This is a genomic window from Streptomyces sp. 4N124 (assembly GCF_052245395.1).
In the GTDB taxonomy this organism is placed as follows: Bacteria; Actinomycetota; Actinomycetes; order Streptomycetales; family Streptomycetaceae; genus Streptomyces.
On record NZ_JBQQBS010000038.1, the window covers coordinates 64649 to 82433 of the forward strand.

General features: G+C 71.2%; 15 protein-coding genes. 3 read left to right on the top strand and 12 right to left on the bottom strand.

All coding sequences use genetic code 11. The annotated features are described in order from the left end of the window. Nucleotides 1–164 precede the first annotated feature (164 nt). A complete protein-coding gene (locus ACTWQO_RS31590; protein WP_443240793.1) occupies nucleotides 165–1061 on the bottom strand; it encodes a TIGR01777 family oxidoreductase in 897 nt (298 codons plus the stop codon). Nucleotides 1062–1149: 88 nt separating this feature from the next. On the opposite strand from ACTWQO_RS31590, the gene ACTWQO_RS31595 reads away from it, so the two are divergent. Then, on the top strand, nucleotides 1150–1641 hold the full coding sequence (locus ACTWQO_RS31595; RefSeq protein WP_443240794.1) for a GNAT family N-acetyltransferase: 492 nt from the start codon (nucleotides 1150–1152) through the stop codon (nucleotides 1639–1641). 10 nt (nucleotides 1642–1651) lie between these two features. Here the strand turns inward: ACTWQO_RS31595 and ACTWQO_RS31600 are convergent, their stop codons facing one another. Next, the gene (locus tag ACTWQO_RS31600; RefSeq protein ID WP_443240795.1) at nucleotides 1652–2836 is read right to left on the bottom strand and encodes a MarP family serine protease; all 1185 of its coding nucleotides are present in this window, start codon (nucleotides 2834–2836) and stop codon (nucleotides 1652–1654) included. 275 nt (nucleotides 2837–3111) lie between these two features. On the opposite strand from ACTWQO_RS31600, the gene ACTWQO_RS31605 reads away from it, so the two are divergent. Continuing rightward, complete coding sequence (locus tag ACTWQO_RS31605) at nucleotides 3112–3939, top strand: peptidoglycan recognition protein family protein (RefSeq protein ID WP_443240796.1); 828 nt, start codon at nucleotides 3112–3114, stop codon at nucleotides 3937–3939. Nucleotides 3940–3949: 10 nt separating this feature from the next. Here ACTWQO_RS31605 and ACTWQO_RS31610 read toward each other — a convergent pair whose 3' ends face one another. Next, complete coding sequence (locus ACTWQO_RS31610; protein WP_443240797.1) at nucleotides 3950–5077, bottom strand: lipid II:glycine glycyltransferase FemX; 1128 nt, start codon at nucleotides 5075–5077, stop codon at nucleotides 3950–3952. A gap of 158 nt (nucleotides 5078–5235) precedes the next feature. Between ACTWQO_RS31610 and ACTWQO_RS31615 the strand changes: the two genes are divergently transcribed. Further along, complete coding sequence (locus ACTWQO_RS31615) at nucleotides 5236–5469, top strand: hypothetical protein (protein ID WP_443240798.1); 234 nt, start codon at nucleotides 5236–5238, stop codon at nucleotides 5467–5469. A gap of 13 nt (nucleotides 5470–5482) precedes the next feature. Here ACTWQO_RS31615 and ACTWQO_RS31620 read toward each other — a convergent pair whose 3' ends face one another. The 9 genes from ACTWQO_RS31620 to ACTWQO_RS31660 form a co-directional block, all read right to left on the bottom strand. After that, nucleotides 5483–6001 (bottom strand): DUF4240 domain-containing protein, encoded by a 519-nt coding sequence (locus tag ACTWQO_RS31620; protein ID WP_443240820.1) that lies wholly within the window; start codon nucleotides 5999–6001, stop codon nucleotides 5483–5485. Nucleotides 6002–6091: 90 nt separating this feature from the next. After that, entirely contained in the window at nucleotides 6092–7066 is a 975-nt protein-coding gene (locus ACTWQO_RS31625; RefSeq protein ID WP_443240799.1) for a helix-turn-helix transcriptional regulator, read from the bottom strand. A gap of 72 nt (nucleotides 7067–7138) precedes the next feature. Then, on the bottom strand, nucleotides 7139–9841 hold the full coding sequence (gene aceE, locus ACTWQO_RS31630; RefSeq protein ID WP_443240800.1) for a pyruvate dehydrogenase (acetyl-transferring), homodimeric type: 2703 nt from the start codon (nucleotides 9839–9841) through the stop codon (nucleotides 7139–7141). A gap of 237 nt (nucleotides 9842–10078) precedes the next feature. Continuing rightward, nucleotides 10079–10702 carry a GntR family transcriptional regulator gene (locus ACTWQO_RS31635; RefSeq protein ID WP_362952781.1) on the bottom strand — a complete coding sequence of 208 codons (624 nt, stop codon included), beginning with the start codon at nucleotides 10700–10702 and terminating at the stop codon, nucleotides 10079–10081. 264 nt (nucleotides 10703–10966) lie between these two features. Then, the gene (gene sucB / locus ACTWQO_RS31640) at nucleotides 10967–12745 is read right to left on the bottom strand and encodes a 2-oxoglutarate dehydrogenase, E2 component, dihydrolipoamide succinyltransferase (RefSeq protein WP_443240801.1); all 1779 of its coding nucleotides are present in this window, start codon (nucleotides 12743–12745) and stop codon (nucleotides 10967–10969) included. 59 nt (nucleotides 12746–12804) lie between these two features. After that, nucleotides 12805–14193 (bottom strand): dihydrolipoyl dehydrogenase, encoded by a 1389-nt coding sequence (lpdA, locus tag ACTWQO_RS31645; protein ID WP_210576219.1) that lies wholly within the window; start codon nucleotides 14191–14193, stop codon nucleotides 12805–12807. A gap of 282 nt (nucleotides 14194–14475) precedes the next feature. Beyond that, nucleotides 14476–16005: a leucyl aminopeptidase gene (locus ACTWQO_RS31650; protein WP_443240802.1), complete on the bottom strand. Its 1530-nt coding sequence runs from the start codon at nucleotides 16003–16005 to the stop codon at nucleotides 14476–14478. A gap of 217 nt (nucleotides 16006–16222) precedes the next feature. Then, a complete protein-coding gene (locus tag ACTWQO_RS31655) occupies nucleotides 16223–16852 on the bottom strand; it encodes an RDD family protein (protein ID WP_443240803.1) in 630 nt (209 codons plus the stop codon). 92 nt (nucleotides 16853–16944) lie between these two features. Then, nucleotides 16945–17727, bottom strand: a complete 783-nt coding sequence (locus ACTWQO_RS31660) for an adenosylcobinamide-GDP ribazoletransferase (RefSeq protein WP_443240804.1) — start codon at nucleotides 17725–17727, stop codon at nucleotides 16945–16947. Nucleotides 17728–17785: the final 58 nt, after the last annotated feature.

Genomic DNA, 17785 nt, shown 5'->3' on the forward strand with positions numbered 1-17785 from the left:
CCTCCTCGAGGTTGCGCGGCCGGTGGAGACGTCATGCCCCCAACAGGCTCCGGGAATACCCGAGTTCGGCTTGAGGTTAGGGCGCTGATCGGCCAAATGAAGTCGCGCATCGACCGGGCACGGTCGCACAGCGGTCGCATACGGCCAGCAAGGGGCCGTAAGCGTCACAGTGCGGCGCGGATCGCTCCCTCGATGTCCGGGAACGCGAAGGTGAAGCCCGATTCCAGCAGCCGGTTCGGCCGCACCCGCGCGCTGCCCAGCACATCCCCGGCCATCTCGCCGAGCACGGTCCGCAGCACGGGCGCGGGCACCGTGAACAGGGTCGGCCGGTGCAGCACGCGTCCCATCGCCGCGGTGATCTCACGGTTCGTCAGCGGCTCCGGGGCGGTCACGTTGAACGGCCCGGACAGCCCGTCGGTGTCGATGAGATGGCGGATCGCGGCCACCTCGTCGTGCAGCGAGACGAACGACCAGTACTGCCGTCCGTCGCCCATCCGCCCGCCGAGCCCGGCCTTGAAGAGCGGGAACAGCCTGCCCCAGGCCCCGCCCTTGCCGGACACCACAAGTCCCGTGCGCGGGAACACCGTTCGTACGCCCGCCTGCTGCGCGGGGGCCGCGGCGCCCTCCCACTCCACGCACAGCTCGGGCAGGAAACCCTCCCCGTGCGGGGCGCTCTCGTCGACCGGTCGGTCGCCCGTCTCGCCGTAGAAGCCGATCGCGCTGCCGTTGACGAAGACCCGCGGCGGATCGTCCAGGGAGGCGATGGCCTCCGCCAGCGCCGAGGTGCCCAGCACCCGGCTGCGGCGGATCTTCGCCTTGTACGCGTCCGTCCAGCGCCGGCTGCCGACCCCGGCGCCCGCGAGGTTGACCACGGCGTCGCATCCGGCGAGCCCGGCCGCGTCCACCCGCCGTGCCTCCGGGTCCCAGTGGACCTCGTCCTTCGCCCGGGGCTCGTGGCGCACCAGGCGTACCACCTCGTGGCCATCCGCGGTCAGGGACCGCACCAGGGCACTGCCGATCAGACCGGACGCACCGGCCACCGCGATTCGCGAACGCTCCATGGGGTCCAGCATGACCGTAGGGGTGCGACAAAGCGCGGACGGGGCCATGGGCAGAGCCGGATCGGGGTGCCGTCATAGGGTGGCCGCCATGCCTGTCCCGTACATACGCCACGCGACCCTCGACGACGAAGAGACGCTCGGCCGCCTCGACCGGGTCACCTGGTCGACGCTGCACTCCGTCCAGCCGCGCCCCCAGCCGCCGTACGAGCCCTTCTACAACGACCGGTTCGGGCCGCGCGACCATCTCGTCGCCGAGCTCGACGGGGCTGTCGTCGGCTATATCCGGCTGGGGTTCCCGACGCCGCTCGCGTGCAACTCCCACGTCCGCCAGATCCAGGGGCTTGCGGTCGCGGAGGAGGCGCGCGGCGCCGGGGTCGCGCGGGCGCTGCTGCGGGCCGTGCAGGACGAGGCACGACGGCAGGGGGCACGCCGGATCACCCTGCGCGTCCTGGGCCACAACACCGCGGCCCGCAAGCTCTACGAGTCGGAGGGGTTCGCGGTGGAGGGCGTGCTGCCGGAGGAGTTCTTCCTGGCCGGCGAGTACGTGGACGATGTCTGCATGGGGCGCAGTCTGGGGTAGCTCCGCCCGACTACGTCGTGACCAGCTCGCCCGTGTCCACCGGTGCCGTCGCGTCCGCAGCGCGGCGGGCGTCCCCCGCGACCTCGTCGGCGGTGAGGACGTAGCCCGTCTGCGCGTCCGAGGTGGAGCGGGCGAAGACGACGCCGTACACCCGGCCGTCGGTGGTCAGCAGCGGGCCGCCGGAGTTGCCGGGGCGGACCGTCGAGCGGACCGAGTAGATCTCACGGGTGACCGTGTCGTTGTTGTAGATGTTCTGGCCGGTCGCCTGCACCCGGTTGGCGACGGTCGCCGCCTGGAGGTTGAGGTCGCCGCCCTCCGGATAGCCCGCGACCACCGCCGCCTCGCCACGCGCGGCCTCGTCGTCGAACCGCAGGACGGGGGCGCGCAGATCGGGCACGTACAGCACGGCCACGTCCTTGTCCGGATCGAAGAGCACGACGCGCGACTCGTACGACCGCCCGACCCCGCCGACCCGGACGCTCGGGTCGTCGATGCCGGCCACCACGTGCGCGTTGGTCATCACATGCTCGTCCGCGTAGACGAAGCCGCTGCCCTCGCGGCCCTGGGTGCCGGCCACGCCCTCGACCTTCACGGTGCTGAGCTTGGCGGCGTTGGTGGCGCTGGCGGTGACGCTGTCGCCGGAGGGTTCGGCGACCTGGGCCGTCGACTCGCTCTCGAACGGGTTGAAGACCTGCGGGAAGCCCGCCTCGGTCAGCGCGGACGTGGCCCGGGAGAACCAGGTGGGGGTCGTTTCGGGCATGGTGTCCTGCACCGCCCCGAGCAGCCGCGAGTCCCGGATCGCGGTGGTGACCAGCGGGGACGAGGAGGCACCCAGGACGCTCGCGGCCACCCACGCCACGATCAGCACGGCCACCGAGTTCGCCACGGCGCCGCCCACTCCGTCGGCCACCCGCAGCGGCCCTTGATCCAGCTCCCGCCGCAGCCGCAGGGCGAGGCGGCCCGCCAGTTCATGGCCGACCACCGCGGGGACCAGCACCGTGAGTACGGCGGTGATCGTCGCCGTCGTCGTACCCGGCGTCGCCAGGTCCACCATCCACGGCAGGATCCACACGCCGATCACCGCACCGCCGACGAAGCCGGCCAGTGAGACACAGCCGGCCACCAGTCCGCGCCGGTAGCCGGACGCCGCGTAGGCCAGGATCAGCAGCAACAGCAGGATGTCGAGCAGGTCCACCAGGCCGCCTTTCTCTCGGACCCCTTAATACGCGGGGGAGGGGCCCAGTGATCAGCCATGCGCTCCGCGGGTTGTGCCGCGTTGGCCGTCGGTCGTCTGCGGGTTCGTCGTGGCTGGTCGCGCAGTTCCCCGCGCCCCTTCGGGGCGCTCCAGGGCCCCTTAGCCCCCAGCCACGCGTGCGTGTACCCGCAGAAACGTCCCGGACCCGGACGATGGTTCCACCAGGTGGCACAGCACACATCGCGGGCGGAACGGATCCGGCCGACAGTGAGGTCATGCGTGTCTTCCGAAGGGCACGAGGGTCGCGAAGACGCCGTGCCGTACGCACACCGCACATCGCCGTCCCCATACCGGCTGCCGTCCGGGTGCTGCTCGGCTGTGTGCCCGGGCTGGCCGCGGTCGCCGCGCTGGCGCTGTGCGCGAGTGGTGTGGAGCGGACCGGCGCCGCGTTCGCACGGCCGGTCGCGGCCCGGCCGGCCACCACGCCGTACTCCGCGGCGAAGCCGCACATCGTGCCGAGGTCGGCCTGGCTGGACGGCAGCGCGCGGCGTACCCAGCCGCCGCCGCGCTACGACCCCAAGGTCGTCGCCGTCTTCGTCCACCACACGGACTCGCCCAACGGCTACGCCTGCGCCGATGCGCCCCGGATCATCCGCCACCTGTACGCGGGCCAGACCGGCTCCCGCCAATGGGACGACATCGGCTACAACTTCCTCGTCGACCGCTGCGGCACGATCTACGAGGGCCGCGCGGGCGGCGTCGACCGCCCGGTCACCGGCGCCCACACCCAGGGCTTCAACCACGGCACCACCGGCATCGCCGCCCTCGGCACCTTCACGGCGGGCGTGCCCGTGCCGCAGGCCATGACCGACGCGATCGCCCGCCTCGCCGCCTGGAAACTGGGCCTGTCCGGAATCGACCCCCGCGCGAACGTGCCGCTGGTCTCCAGCAACGGCCTCAGCCGGTACGCGGCCGGAACGACCGCCCGGCTCCCCGCCCTCGCGGGCCACAAGGACGGCTTCATGACGAGCTGCCCGGGCGCCGCCCTCAGCGCGCTGCTCCCGCAGATCAGGCAGACGGCGGCCTCCTTCCAGGGCAGGTGAATGGCTTGATTCACCTGCGTCCCAGGTAGGCCTTCACCGCCCGCTGCAGCACCTTGCCCTGGGTGCCCACCGGCCGCTCCCACTCCCCGAGGTACTCCACCGCCATGCCGCCCGCCCCCGTCTTGAACAGCAGCCGGCCGAGCAGCCGGCTCTCGGTGAGGGTGGGGGTGATCGAGCGCAGGTCGTACGTCTCGGCGTTGGCCGCCCACGCGTCGTACAGCATCCGCCACAACAGCGCGCTGCTGGGCCGCAGTTGGCGGCCGCGTCGGCCGGAGGCGGCGTACGAGTGCCAGGACCGGGAGCCGACGTTGATCATGAAGGCGGCGGAGAGGACCTCGCCGTCGTACTCGGCGAGATAGAGGCGCACCCGGTCGCCGTCCTCGGCGTTCAGGGCCTTCCACATGCGCTGGAAGTAGTCCAGCGGGCGGGCCTTGAAGCCGTCGTGGGCTGCGGTCGCGGTGTACAGGCGGTAGAACTCGGGCAGGTCGCCGCCGGTGCCCGTGACGACCCGGACGCCCGCCGACTCGGCCGTCTGCAGGGCCTGTTCCCAGTGCGGGGTGAGGGCGGCGCGCAGATCGTCCACCGAGCGCTCCTGGAGCGGTATCAGGCAGCCGAACCGCGGCTGCCCCAGGCCGAAACCACTGCCCTCGTCCTCCTTGCACCGCCGCCACCCGAGCTGCCGCAGCCGCTCCCCGGCGTCCAGCGCGAACCCGTCTATGTCGGCCGCTGGCAGCTCCCGCAGATGCCGTACGGCGGGATCGGCGACGCCCGCCGCGACGACCGACGGATCCCAGCACCGTACGACCACGGGCGGCCCGATCCGGACCGCGAACGCGCCCTCCCGCTCCAGGTGCGCGACGAGCGGGTCCAGCCACAGCTCCAGCCGCGGGGTGCGCCAGTCGATGTCGGGGCCGTCGGGGAGGTAGGCGAGAAAGCGCCGGGTGCCGGGCAGCGGGCGGTACAGCAGGAGCGCCGTGGCGACCAGCGATTCGCCCTCGAACCAGCCGACGCTCTGCCCGAGCCAGCCGGGCTTCACATCGGCCCACTCGGGGATCTGGAGATGGCTCGCGTCGGGGTGCAGCCGAAGGTGGGCGAGATGGTCCTCGCGCGTGATCTCGCGCACGTAGGGGCTGGTCATGGGCAGGGTGCTCCTCTTCGGGACGGGCCACCCTAGGCAGGCGATCACGGGCCGGGTCAAGGTCTGACCCTCACAGGTTTCTCGTAGCCGTCTCAAGGGTTGTCCCGAGGCGGCCTTCCTATCGTCATGCACACGCACTGACTGGAGGTGGGGAAGAAATGAACAGCAGTCACTCCGAAGCCAGGGAGAACACCGGCGGCCGGTCCAGGACCGCCCGCGGACCCTGGGCCGTGGTCTGCGCGGTCGTGGCCGTCGTCCTGGGACCGGCCGCGGTCACCGCGTCGGCGCTCGACCAGGCCAACGCCGCCCCGATGCACCACGCGGTGCGGGCGGACCAGCAGACACAGGCGTACATCCCGTCGGACGCGGGACGCCGGCGCACCGCCGGGTGAGCCCGCTGTCCCTTCAGTCCCGGAACCTATCCCACAGCTTGGGATACCGCTCGGCCAGCGCCCGCTCGTTCTCGAAGTCGATCGGCCTGCCCTCGGGCTCCGAGGGCGCGGGCGGGATGCCGAGGTCCGGAGCGACGGTCCCGGTGAGCTGCTCGTAGGCCTCGTCGGCCGCGTAGCCCAGCTCCTCGCCGTCGCCGTCGAGCTCCTCGTCGAAGTCGTCCAGCAGATCGGCGAGCGAGTCGGGATCGTGCACGGCACCCTCGTACAACTCCCGGCCCTGTCCGATCAGCCAGCACCGGAAGAAGTCGAACGCGTCGTCGCTCGCCCCGTCGAGCAGCACCCAGGCGGCGCCCCACAGGTCCCAGGTGTACGCGCGGTTGTAGCGCGCCTCGAAGTGACGGGCGAAGTCCACGACCGACTCCGGGTCGAGCTGGAGGAGCCGCTCCACAAGCAGGTCGGCCTGCTCCTCGGGGTCGCCCTCGGCCGCCTCACGGCTGGCGTCGACCAGCTCCCAGAACTCCGTCTCGTCCATCACGGGTCAAGCATCGTGCCTGGAGGGGTGGGGCGCACGTGGAGTGAGGCGGATTGTTATGGGCGGGACGGCGTCAGGAGTGGTACGGCGTCATCGGTCGTACAGCGCCGCCAGCCGCGCCGCGTCCCCCGCGAACCGCGCCCGCAGGCTCTCGGGAGCCAGCACCTCGGCCTCCGGACCGAGCGCCGTCAGCTGGGTGTGAGCGACGTCCTCGGACTCCACGGGGAGCGTCACCGTCACCCGTCCGTCGGAGTCCGGCGCGTCCGCCTTCTCCAGCGCCTCCCGCGCGGCGAGCGGATCGACGGCGTGCGGCAGTCTGCGCACGCCGTCCGCGGACAGCCGTACGACCACCTGCGCACGCAGGATGGACCGCGCGAACTGCTCGGCCCGTTCCTCCCAGAAGCCGGGCAGATCGAAGTCCTCGTCGCGGACGAAGCGCTCGGCACCGGTCGCGACGGCCTGGAACCGGTCGATCCGGTAGACCCGGGGAGAGCCGTGCGGGGCGGCTCGCGCGCACAGGTACCAGACGCCGGCCTTCAGTACGAGCCCGTACGGCTCCAGCTCCCGCTCGACCACGACAGCGTCCCTGCGGTAGCGGGCGGTGATCCGCCGGTCGTCCCACACCGCGTCCGCGACGACCGGCAGCAGTTCGGGGGTCTCGGGCTCCTTGAACCAGTTCGGCGCGTCCAGATGGAACCGCTGTGCCGCCGTGCGGGAGGCGTCGCGCAGGGAGGGCAGCAACGCGGCCGACACCTTCAGCCGGGCCGCCGAGGCCGCGTCCTCCAGCCCCATCTCCCGCAGCGCACCCGGCACGCCGGACAGGAACAGCGCCTCCGCCTCACTGCGGTGCAGCCCCGTCAGCCGCGTCCGGTACCCGCCGATCAGCCGGTACCCGCCGGCCCGCCCCCGATCCGCGTACACCGGAACCCCCGCCTCCGACAACGCCTGCGCATCTCGAGTGACGGTCCGCTCGGACACCTCCAGCTCCGTCGCCAGCTCGGCGGCGGTCATGGAGGGCCGGGACTGGAGCAGCAGCACCATTTTGATGAGACGGGCAGCGCGCATGGGTTCATCATGCAGTGAGGGGACCGGCACTGATCCAGTGCCGGTCCCCCTTCTCTGCTTCTCTACGGTTGCTTACAACCCGTACCGCTCCCGGGCCTCCTTCACCGCCGTCGCCTTGACCTCGCCGCGACGCGCCAGCTGGGCCAGCGCGGCCACGACGATGGACTCGGCGTCGACGCCGAAGTGGCGGCGGGCGGCGTCGCGGGTGTCGGAGAGGCCGAAGCCGTCCGCGCCCAGCGAGGAGTAGTCCTGCTCGATCCACTGCGCGATCTGGTCCGGGACCTGGCGCATGTAGTCGGAGACGGCCAGCACCGGCCCCTCGGCGCCGTGCAGCGCCTGACGGACGTACGGCACCCGCTCCTCGCCCCGCAGCAGCGCCGCGTCGGCCTCCAGCGCGTCCCGCCGCAGCTCGCCCCACGAGGTCGCCGACCACACATCGGCGGCGACGCCCCACTCCTCGGCGAGCAGCTTCTGCGCCTTCAGCGCCCAGTGGATCGCCGTACCGGAACCCAGCAGCTGGATCCGGGGGGCGTTGGCGACCGGCGACAGACCCGCCGACTCCGCCGTGTTGAAGCGGTACAGGCCCTTGACGATGCCCTCGTCGATGCCGAGCCCGGACGGCTTCGCGGGCTGCGGCAGCGGCTCGTTGTAGACGGTGAGGTAGTAGAAGACGTTCTGGTCCTCACCCGGCGCCGCCTCGCCGTACATCCGCCGCAGACCGTCCTTGACGATCGCCGCGACCTCGTACGCGAACGCCGGGTCGTACGTCAGCGCCGCCGGGTTCGTCGCCGCGATCACCGGCGAGTGACCGTCCGCGTGCTGCAGACCCTCGCCCGTCAGCGTCGTACGACCGGCCGTCGCGCCGATCAGGAAGCCGCGGCCCAGCTGGTCGCCGAGCTGCCACATCTGGTCGGCCGTGCGCTGCCAGCCGAACATCGAGTAGAAGATGTAGAACGGGATCATCGTCTCGCCGTGCGTCGAGTACGACGTCGACGCGGCGATGAAGTCGGCCATCGAACCGGCCTCGGTGATCCCCTCGTTGAGGATCTGGCCGTTCTTGGCCTCCTTGTAGTACATCAGCTGGTCGCGGTCGACCGGCTCGTACGTCTGGCCCTTGGGGGAGTAGATCCCGAGGGAGGGGAAGAGGCTCTCCATGCCGAACGTGCGCGCCTCGTCCGGGACGATCGGCACCCAGCGCTTGCCCGTCTCCTTGTCACGGACCAGGTCCTTGACCAGCCGGACGAAGGCCATGGTGGTGGCCACGTTCTGGCTGCCCGATCCCTTGTCGAAGGAGGCGAAGGCCTTCTCGGCGGGCGCGGGCAGCGGGGCGACGGCGTGCGTACGGCGGGCCGGGGCCGGACCGCCGAGGGCGGCGCGGCGCTCCTGGAGGTAGCGGACCTCGGGGGAGTCGGCGCCGGGGTGGCCGTAAGGCACCACGCCGTCGACGAAGTCGCTGTCCTTGACGGGGAGTTCGAGCAGGTCACGCATCTGCTTGAACTCGTCCACCGTCAGCTTCTTCATCTGGTGGTTGGCGTTCTTCGACGCGAAGCCCTCACCGAGGGTGTGGCCCTTGACCGTCTGGGCCAGGATCACGGTCGGCGCGCCCTTGTGCTCGACGGCGGCCTTGTACGCGGCGTACACCTTGCGCGCCTCGTGACCACCGCGGGAGAGGTGGAAGATCTCCAGGATCTTGTCGTCGCTGAGCAGCTTCGCCATCTCGGCGAGCGCCGGGTCGGCACCGAAGAAGTCCTGGCGGATATAGGCCGCGTCACGGGTCTGGTACGTCTGCACCTGCGCGTCCGGTACCTCGCGCAGCCGTCGTACCAGCGCGCCGGTCGTGTCGAGCTGGAACAGCTCGTCCCAGGCCGAACCCCACAGCGTCTTGATGACGTTCCAGCCGGCGCCGCGGAACTGCGCCTCCAGCTCCTGCACGATCTTGAAGTTCGCACGGACCGGGCCGTCGAGCCGCTGCAGGTTGCAGTTGATGACGAAGGTGAGGTTGTCCAGCTCCTCACGCGCGGCGAGCGCGAGGGCCGCCGTCGACTCGGGCTCGTCCATCTCGCCGTCGCCGAGGAAGGCCCAGACGTGGGACGCGGAGACGTCCTTGATGGAGCGGTTGGTGAGGTAGCGGTTGAAGCGCGCCTGGTAGATGGCGGAGAGCGGACCGAGACCCATGGAGACGGTCGGGAACTCCCACAGCCAGGGCAGCCGGCGCGGGTGCGGGTACGACGGGAGGCCGCTGCCGCCCGACTCGCGGCGGAAGTTGTCGAGGTGGTGCTCGGTCAGCCGGCCGTCGAGGAAGGCGCGGGCGTAGATGCCGGGGGAGGCGTGGCCCTGGATGTAGAGCTGGTCGCCGGACCCGTCGGCCTCCTTGCCCTTGAAGAAGTGGTTGAAGCCGGTCTCGTACAGCCAGGCGGCGGAGGCGAAGGTGGCGATGTGGCCGCCGACGCCGTATTTGCTGCCCCGGGTGACCATCGCGGCCGCGTTCCAGCGGTTCCAGGCGGTGATCCGGGCCTCCATCGCCTCGTCACCCGGTGCGGCGGGCTCGGCGGCGGTGGGGATGGTGTTGACGTAGTCGGTCTCGAGCAGCTTGGGCAGCGCGATGCCGTTGCCCTCCGCGCGCTCCAGGGTGCGGCGCATCAGATACGCCGCACGGTGCGGCCCGGCAGCCTTGGTGACGGCATCCAGGGAGGCCTGCCATTCGGCGGTCTCCTCGGGATCGCGGTCCGGGAGCTGGTCGAGCTCGCTCGGCTGGATGGCGTTGGGGTCGGTCATGTCGCCGCCTTCCTCAGTCGAAGGGGGGTGCCCTTGGTCTTTGGCAGGACAGGGCGTGGGGCCTCTGTAGAAGCCCGTCGGTGACTCTAACTCCCTGATCGATGATCGATCAAAGGGTTGAGATGTAAAACCTCTTGATCACGAGAAAGTCGGCACGGGGTGTCTTCGGTGGAGGCACCGGGTGCCGTGATTTCGATGAGTTTTCGCAGGTGGGGATGCATGTGAGCGCCGACGCGCTCAGGCTCGCGGCGCGCACCCGAGAACATGCGCCTTCACGATCTCGGCGATCCGCGGGTCCCGGCGCCGGAACGCCTGCACCAGCTCCTCGTGCTCCTCCGCGTACGACTGCTGCACCGTCCCCAGCCACCGGATCGACAGCGCCGTGAACACCTCGATGCCGAGCCCTTCCCAGGTGTGCAGCAGCACCGAGTTCCCGGCCGCCCGTACCAGCTCGCGGTGGAAGCCGACCGTGTGCCGTACCTGCGCCGTGCCGTCCGACGCGGCGTCGGCGTCGTACAGGGCGGCGACATGCGGCTCCAGGGCCGAGCAGTCCTGCGCCAGCCGCTCCGCCGCCAGCTCGGCCGCGATCGCCTCCAGGCCGGCCCGGACCGGGTAGCTCTCCTCCAGGTCGGCGGCGGTCAGATTCCGCACGCGTACGCCCTTGTTGGGCGCCGACTCGATCAGCCGCAGCGACTCCAGCTCGCGCAGCGCCTCCCGCACGGGCGTCTGGCTGACCTCCAGCTCGGTCGCGATCCGCCGCTCCACGATCCGCTCGCCCGGCTTCCAGCGCCCGCTGACGATCCCTTCCACGATGTGCTCGCGGATCTGTTCGCGCAGCGAGTGGACGACGGGCGCGGTCATGAGGGCTCCTTAAGCGCGTTGACGTTTAGACAATAAGGCGCGTGCGCTCCGCTGGGAGGGCCGACAGGGTTGCTTCAGCGCAGGTGAGACGAGACTTACACGGTGTGAGGGTTGGGTCGGGCGCCTAGTAGCTCGGTGCGTTGTGTTGTTCTGCGGCTGCGGGTGGTTCGTGGCTTGTCGCGCAGTTCCCCGCGCCCCTTAAGGGCGATGCCCTTGCCCGGGAATCCCGGGCAAGGGCATCGATGTGTTGCAGCGGAGCGGCGTTTACAGGCCGAGCTCGACCTCGAACTCGCCTGCCTCCAGGATCGCCTTGACCGCCGTCAGGTAACGGGCCGCGTCGGCGCCGTCGACCAGGCGGTGGTCGTAGGAGAGGGTCAGGTAGGTCATGTCGCGGATGCCGATGACCGTGCCTTCCTCCGTCTCGATGACGGCCGGGCGCTTGACCGTGGCGCCGATGCCGAGGATCGCGACCTGGCCCGGCGGCACGATGATCGTGTCGAAGAGCGCGCCGCGCGAACCGGTGTTGGAGATGGTGAACGTCGCGCCCGTCAGCTCGTCCGGCGTGATCTTGCTGGCCCGGACCTTGCCCGCCAGGTCGGCCGTGGCCTTGGCGATACCGGCGATGTTGAGGTCACCGGCGTTCTTGATGACCGGGGTCATCAGGCCCTTCTCGGAGTCCACCGCGATACCGATGTTCTCGGTGTCGAAGTAGGTGATGGTCCCCTCGTCCACGTTGATCCGGGCGTTGACGGGCGCGTGCGCCTTCAGCGCCTGGGCCGCGGCCTTGACGAAGAACGGCATCGGGGAGAGCTTGACGCCCTCACGGGCCGCGAACGCGTCCTTGGCCCGGCCGCGCAGCTTCATCAGCCGGGTGACGTCGACCTCGACGACCGAGGACAGCTGCGCCTGCTCGTGCAGGGCCTTGACCATGTTGTCGCCGATGACCTTGCGGATGCGCGGCATCTTGACGGTCTGGCCACGCAGCGGGGAGACCTCCAGCGCCGGTGCCTTCTTCGCGGCGGCCGGAGCAGCCGCGGCGGGGGCCGGGGCAGCGGCGGCGGCCTTCGCGGCCTCGGCGGCGGCGATGACGTCCTGCTTGCGGATACGGCCGCCGACGCCGGTGCCCTTGACGGTGGCCAGGTCGACGCCGTTCTCGGCGGCGAGCTTGCGCACCAGCGGGGTGACGTAGGCGCCCTCGTCGGTGGCCTGCGCGGCGGGAGCCGGAGCGGCCGGGGTGACCGGGGCCGGAGCGGCAGGCACGGGGGCCGGAGCCGCGGGGGCGACCGGAGCCGGGGCGGCAGCGGCGGGCGCGGCCGGAGCGGCGGGGGCAGCCGGGGCGGCGGGAGCCGCCGGAGCCGGGGCAGCGGCGGCGGGGGCCGGAGCCGCCGGAGCCGGGGCTGCCGCCGGAGCGGCACCCGCGACGCCGATGACGGCCAGCTTGGCGCCGACCTCGGCCGTCTCGTCCTCGCCGACCACGATCTCCAGCAGCGTGCCGGAGGTGGGCGCCGGGATCTCGGTGTCGACCTTGTCCGTCGACACCTCCAGCAGCGGCTCGTCGGCCTCGACGCTGTCACCGACCGACTTCAGCCAGCGGGTGACGGTGCCCTCGGTGACGGACTCGCCGAGCGCGGGCAGGACGACGTCCGTGCCCTCGGCGCTACCGGCGCCGGCGGCGGCCTCGGCGGTGGGAGCGGGGGCCGGAGCGGCCTGCTCGGTGGACGGGGCAGCGGCGGCCGGGGCGGGCTCGGGAGCCGCGGCAGGCTCGGGCTCAGCCGCCGGGGCCGGGGCGGCAGCGGGAGCACCCGTGCCGTCGTCGATCACGGCAAGCTCGGCGCCGACCTCGACCGTCTCGTCCTCGGCGACCTTGATGGAGGCCAGGACGCCGGCGGCGGGGGAGGGGATCTCGGTGTCGACCTTGTCGGTGGAGACCTCGAGCAGCGGCTCGTCGGCCTCGACGCGCTCACCCTCGGCCTTCAGCCAGCGAGTGACAGTGCCCTCGGTGACGCTCTCGCCGAGCGCCGGAAGGGTTACGGAAACCGCCATGGTTTCGGTTGCTCCTTACGAATTGCGGAAGTCTGAGTCGTCGCTTCGTCGACCGAGGGTCAGTCGTGCGAGTGGAGCGGCTTGCCGGCCAGGGCCAGGTGGGCCTCGCCGAGCGCCTCGTTCTGCGTCGGGTGGGCGTGGATGAGCTGGGCGACCTCGGCCGGCAGCGCCTCCCAGTTGTAGATCAGCTGGGCCTCGCCGACCTGCTCGCCCATGCGGTCGCCGACCATGTGGACGCCGACCACCGCACCGTCCTTGACCTGGACGAGCTTGATCTCGCCCGCGGTGTTCAGGATCTTGCTCTTGCCGTTGCCCGCGAGGTTGTACTTCAGAGCGACGACCTTGTCCGCGCCGTAGATCTCCTTGGCCTTGGCCTCGGTGATGCCGACGGAGGCGACCTCGGGGTGGCAGTAGGTCACCCGCGGGACACCGTCGTAGTCGATCGGAACGGTCTTCAGACCGGCCAGACGCTCCGCCACCAGGATGCCCTCGGCGAAGCCGACGTGCGCGAGCTGGAGCGTCGGGACCAGGTCGCCGACGGCGGAGATGGTCGGGACGTTGGTGCGCATGTACTCGTCGACGAGGACGTAGCCGCGGTCCATGGCGACGCCCTGCTCCTCGTAGCCGAGACCGGCGGAGACCGGGCCGCGGCCGACGGCGACGAGCAGGACCTCGGCCTCGAACTCCTTGCCGTCGGCGAGGGTGACCTTGACGCCGTTCGCGGTGTACTCGGCCTTCGAGAAGAAGGTGCCCAGGTTGAACTTGATGCCGCGCTTGCGGAACGCGCGCTCAAGAAGCTTGGAGGAGTTCTCGTCCTCGACCGGGACGAGGTGCTTCAGGCCCTCGATGACGGTGACGTCGGAGCCGAAGGACTTCCAGGCGGAGGCGAACTCGACGCCGATGACACCGCCGCCCAGGATGATCGCGGACTGCGGCACGCGGTCCAGGACGAGGGCGTGGTCGGAGGAGATGATGCGGTTGCCGTCGATCTCCAGGCCCGGCAGCGACTTCGGCACGGAGCCGGTCGCGAGGAGCACGTGGCGGCCCTGGACGCGCCGGCCGTTGACGTCGACGGAGGTGGGGGAGGAGAGCCGCCCCTCACCCTCGATGTAGGTGACCTTGCGCGAGGCGACGAGCCCCTGGAGACCCTTGTACAGGCCGGCGATCACGCCGTCCTTGTACTTGTGGACCCCGGCGATGTCGATGCCCTCGAACGTGGCCTTCACACCGAACTGCTCGCTCTCGCGGGCCTGGTCGGCGATCTCGCCCGCGTGCAGCAGGGCCTTGGTGGGGATGCACCCCCGGTGCAGGCAGGTACCGCCGACCTTGTCCTTCTCGATCAGGGCGACGTCCAGGCCCAGCTGCGCCCCGCGCAGGGCCGCGGCGTAACCACCGCTACCACCGCCGAGGATCACTAGGTCGAAAACGGTGCTGGCGTCGTTCGCCACGTCACGTCCTCCATGCATGTGCGCCGTACGCCGGTCTGCGGTGACCGGCAGGCGGCTGGTGTCCGGCCGCTACTCTTCGGCCCTTCGGTGGGGGCCCTGTCCTGCCGTGCCCCATCTTCGCACTTGTCAGCACAGGACGAGACGCGGGGCCGGGGTGTGAGACGCCACACGCTTGCAGCGCACGGCGAGGTGACGCACCTAGGGGCGCGGGGAACTGCGCGACCAGCCCCCACGCCCCTGCAGTCGCCACACAACAAGCTGGACCGAGCTGCTAGGCGGACATCACCCCAGGTCACCAGAAGCCGTCAGCTCCGCCAGCCGCACCAACGTCCGCACAGCCGACCCAGTGCCACCCTTCGGCGTGTACCCGAAGGGCCCCTGCTCATTGAAGGCAGGCCCAGCAATATCAAGGTGCGCCCAGGTGATCCCCTCACCCACGAACTCCCGCAGGAACAGACCGGCGACGAGCCCACCCCCCATCCGCTCACCCATGTTCGCGATGTCAGCGGTAGGAGAGTCCATCCCCTTACGCAGGTGATCCGGCAACGGCATCGGCCAGGACGCCTCCCCGACCTCCTCCGATGCCTCGACGATCGCCGTACGGAACGCCTCGTCGTTGGCCATGACCCCGAACGTCCGGTTCCCCAGCGCCAGCACCATCGCCCCGGTCAGCGTCGCCACGTCGACAATCGCGTCCGGCTTCTCCTCGGACGCGGCCCACAGCGCGTCCGCGAGCACAAGCCGCCCTTCCGCGTCGGTGTTGAGCACCTCCACGGTCTTGCCGCTGTACATCCGCAGCACATCACCCGGCCGCGTCGCCGTGCCCGACGGCATGTTCTCGGCCAGCGCCAGCCAGCCGGTGACATTGACCTCGAGCCCGAGGCGCGCGGCGGCGACGACGGCGCCGAAGACGGCCGCCGCACCGCTCATGTCGCACTTCATCGTCTCGTTGTGCCCCGCCGGCTTCAGCGAGATGCCGCCCGAGTCGTAGGTGATGCCCTTGCCGACGAACGCGAGGTGCTTCTTCGCCTTGGCGTGCGTGTACGACAACTTGACCAGCCGGGGACCGGCGGCGGAACCCACGCCGACGCCCAGGATGCCGCCGTAGCCGCCCTTCTCCAGGGCCTTCACGTCGAGCACCTGCGCCTTGATGCCGTGCTCCTTGGCCGCGGTCTGGGCGACGGCGGCGAAGGACTCCGGGTTGAGGTCGTTCGGCGGGGTGTTGATCAGGTCGCGGGCGCGGTTCAGCTCCTCGGAGACGGCGGTGGCACGCTCGACGGCCGCCTTGTACGCCTTGTCGCGGGGCTTGCCGCCGAGCAGGGCGACCTCGGTGAGCGGCGCCTTGCCGTTCTTCGCGTCCTTGCCGCTCTTGCCGTTCTCCTTGTACGTGTCGAAGGAGTACGCGCCCAGCAGCGCGCCCTCCGCGACGGCACCGGCGTCGGCGGCGTCCGTGAGCGGCAGGGCGAAGGCGGCCTTCTTGGATCCGGCCAGGGCGCGGGCGGCCGTACCGGCGGCCTTGCGCAGCGTCTCGCCGTCGAACTGGGCGTCCTTCTCCGGCTCGGCGCCCAGGCCGACCGCCACCACGAGCGGTGCCTTGAAGCCCGACGGCGCGGGGAGCTTCGTCACCTCGCCCTCGGCACCGGAGGCACCGAGGGTCTCCAGGACGCCGGCGAGCCTGCCGTCGTAAGCCTTGTCCACGGCCTCGGCGCCCGGTGCGACGACGGGTCCCTTGGCGCCCTTGGCGACACCGATCACGATCGCGTCGGCCCGCAGGCCGGGCGCCGCGGCGGTGCTGAGAGTGAGAGCAGTCACGGTGGTGATATCTCGCTTCCGAATGTGAAGTTGCTGTGGCCGATGGGAGTGGGTCGACCGGGCCCGTCGGCCGACCCTAGACCTGGCCTGAGGGTTGGACTCGTCCGGGGCCTTCACCCTGTCGGCGAACACCCGGGACCGAGCCTACGCGCGTATGAGCGTTCGCTCTGCCCGCGGGCGTTCACCCGTCGGTGGCGTCATGGCAACTTCCGGATGCTCACCAGCCGTGGGGTGCGTTGCCGTACGTGCCGATGGCCGGCTGGGGCGTCCCGGACGTGCCAAGTCCGAGGCCCGTGACCTCCGTGCCGGCCAGCCGGTCGGCGAGGGAGCGGCAGTTGGGGCCGAGGACGGGCAGGGCGTTGCAGAAGAAGACGGCGACGGCGAGGGCCCACACCAGCACGGAGAGCACGAACTGGCCCTCGATCAGCAGGACACAGGCGAGGGCGTACACGACGACGTCCGCCGAGGTGGTGACCGCGGCCCGCAGCGCGGCCCGGCGTCCCGCGCGCGGGGTGACCTTCAGCCCCGTCAGGGCCTTGCCGAGGGTGCGGCCGAGGAAGGTCAACGAGGCCCACTGGTACAGGAAGGTGACCACGATCAGCAGCCCGAAGGCCTGCTCGACGTAGAGCACCGACTTGTTCCAGACGGAGAGCCCCAGGTTCTCCGAGGCGTCGATGACGTCCCCGCGTGAGGTCAGCAGGTCGAAGCCGCTGCGCGTGGCGAGTTCGGGTACATCGGTGACGAGCGCGGATATCCGGTGGAAGGTGAGCATGGCGAGCCCGGTGGCCAGCGCGACCACCAGAGCGAAGTCGATGAGCCAGGCCGTGGTACGGCGAAGTTTCGGCATGGACGTCCCCCCGATGACGGTCACTTGTCGGTTTCGGCGGACGAGACTAGTGACGGGAGCGGTAGGAGCGAAGGGCCGAGCGGGATTTCGTATCAGCCCAGTGACAGAACGACGAGCGCCGCCGTCGCCGCCGTCTCCTCGAGCCCGCCGAAGACATCACCGGTGACCCCGCCGAAGCGGCGGACGCAGTGCCGCAGCAGAAGCTCGGCAGCGGAAAGGGCGAGGACGACGGCGGCACCCGCCTGGACGACGCCGTACGCCCCGAAAGCCGCGCCCACGCCGGCCGCCAGGCCGGTGACCGCGAGGGCGACCAGCACCGCCCCGCGCACCGGCACGACTCCGGCGACCGCGGCCCCCAGCCCCTCCGGCCGCGCGGCGGGCACCCCGGCCCGAGCGGCGGTCGTGAGCGCCAGCCGCCCGACGGTCGCGGAGACGACGGCGGCGAAGGCCCCCCGGGCCCAGGAGCCGTCGTACGCCTCCGCCAGGGCGGCCACCTGGGCGAGGAGCACGAACACGAGCGTGATCACACCGAACGGCCCGATGTCCGACTGCTTCATGATCCGCAGCGCGTCCTCCGCGGGCTTCCCGCTGCCGAGCCCGTCGGCGGTGTCGGCCAGCCCGTCGAGGTGCAGCCCTCGGGTGAGCACGGCGGGCATGGCGACGGTGGCCACGGCGGCGAGCAGGGGCGCGGCACCAAGCAGCAGCAACAGGAGCCCGACCCCGGCCGCAGCACCCCCCACGACGCCCCCGACCGACGGAGCCCACACCATGCCACCCCGCGCAGCCCCCCGATCCCACCGCGTCACCTTCACAGGCAGCACGCTGAGCGTCCCAAAGGCAAAACGAGGCCCATGCAGGGGCGGGATCCTGGACATCAGGGAAGGCTACAGCCGCCCAGCTGCGGGCATTCGTGCCGCCCGGGCCCGCCATGCT

Bases quoted from the DNA above. Each gene is read 5' to 3' on its own strand.
- ACTWQO_RS31635 (WP_362952781.1), bottom strand. From the start codon at position 10,702: ATGACCGCGCCCGTCGTCCACTCGCTGCGCGAACAGATCCGCGAGCAC.
- ACTWQO_RS31605 (WP_443240796.1), top strand. From the start codon at position 3,112: ATGCGTGTCTTCCGAAGGGCACGAGGGTCGCGAAGACGCCGTGCCGTA.
- sucB (WP_443240801.1), bottom strand. From the start codon at position 12,745: ATGGCGGTTTCCGTAACCCTTCCGGCGCTCGGCGAGAGCGTCACCGAG.
- ACTWQO_RS31625 (WP_443240799.1), bottom strand. From the start codon at position 7,066: ATGCGCGCTGCCCGTCTCATCAAAATGGTGCTGCTGCTCCAGTCCCGG.
- ACTWQO_RS31590 (WP_443240793.1), bottom strand. From the start codon at position 1,061: ATGGAGCGTTCGCGAATCGCGGTGGCCGGTGCGTCCGGTCTGATCGGC.
- ACTWQO_RS31655 (WP_443240803.1), bottom strand. From the start codon at position 16,852: ATGCCGAAACTTCGCCGTACCACGGCCTGGCTCATCGACTTCGCTCTG.
- ACTWQO_RS31660 (WP_443240804.1), bottom strand. From the start codon at position 17,727: ATGTCCAGGATCCCGCCCCTGCATGGGCCTCGTTTTGCCTTTGGGACG.
- ACTWQO_RS31610 (WP_443240797.1), bottom strand. From the start codon at position 5,077: ATGACCAGCCCCTACGTGCGCGAGATCACGCGCGAGGACCATCTCGCC.
- ACTWQO_RS31620 (WP_443240820.1), bottom strand. From the start codon at position 6,001: ATGGACGAGACGGAGTTCTGGGAGCTGGTCGACGCCAGCCGTGAGGCG.
- ACTWQO_RS31595 (WP_443240794.1), top strand. From the start codon at position 1,150: ATGCCTGTCCCGTACATACGCCACGCGACCCTCGACGACGAAGAGACG.
- aceE (WP_443240800.1), bottom strand. From the start codon at position 9,841: ATGACCGACCCCAACGCCATCCAGCCGAGCGAGCTCGACCAGCTCCCG.
- ACTWQO_RS31615 (WP_443240798.1), top strand. From the start codon at position 5,236: ATGAACAGCAGTCACTCCGAAGCCAGGGAGAACACCGGCGGCCGGTCC.